The 530-nt window shown below is 61.3% G+C and carries 1 pseudogene; it reads right to left on the reverse strand.

The annotated features are described in order from the left end of the window. Window positions 1–216: 216 nt before the first annotated feature. Window positions 217–336 (reverse strand): annotated as a pseudogene (locus O7A61_RS32680) (DUF992 domain-containing protein); the annotation flags it as partial. Between the last annotated feature and the right edge of the window lie 194 nt (window positions 337–530).

Consider the following 530-nt stretch of genomic DNA (forward strand, 5'->3'; position numbering starts at 1 on the left):
TGACACCGGCGTCTCCCCGATTTGCTTTCTCAGCGGGCTGCTATGCGTTTCCGGCATCACGAGCCGCGTCCAAGCCATCAGCAACCGGTCGAGGCCCGAAAGCAAACTCACGTCGTCTTCAACGACCCCTCGCGAAATTCTTCCGTGCTTTCGGCTGCGATATCGCAAGCACCTGCACCGATATCCAATTTCAAACGGCGATCCGACGGCGGCGATTCAATAGATCGGACGCAGTCGGAGCCAGGAAAGGCCGACGGTCACATTGATAGCTACTGAGCCCTCTACCGAAGCTGGCTGCAACGCAAATGACCGTCCCGAGCCACAGGCAAGGACGTTGACGCCGACGCCCTAGCCGAGGGAGCCGTCACCTGACGCCCCGACATATTCGCCGGCGAGAGCTCCGGAGGGCCTGCCGTCGGGGCAAACACCGCCCAGCAGTTCGCCATCGCGGCTTACTTCGACGGATGGTCGATTTGGATCGGCGGCACTTCGTGGCCCCCTTGACCTGCATCGATCAGGCGTATTCCCTG

This window comes from Mesorhizobium sp. Cs1321R2N1 (assembly GCF_037179725.1).
GTDB lineage: Bacteria > Pseudomonadota > Alphaproteobacteria > Rhizobiales > Rhizobiaceae > Mesorhizobium > Mesorhizobium salmacidum.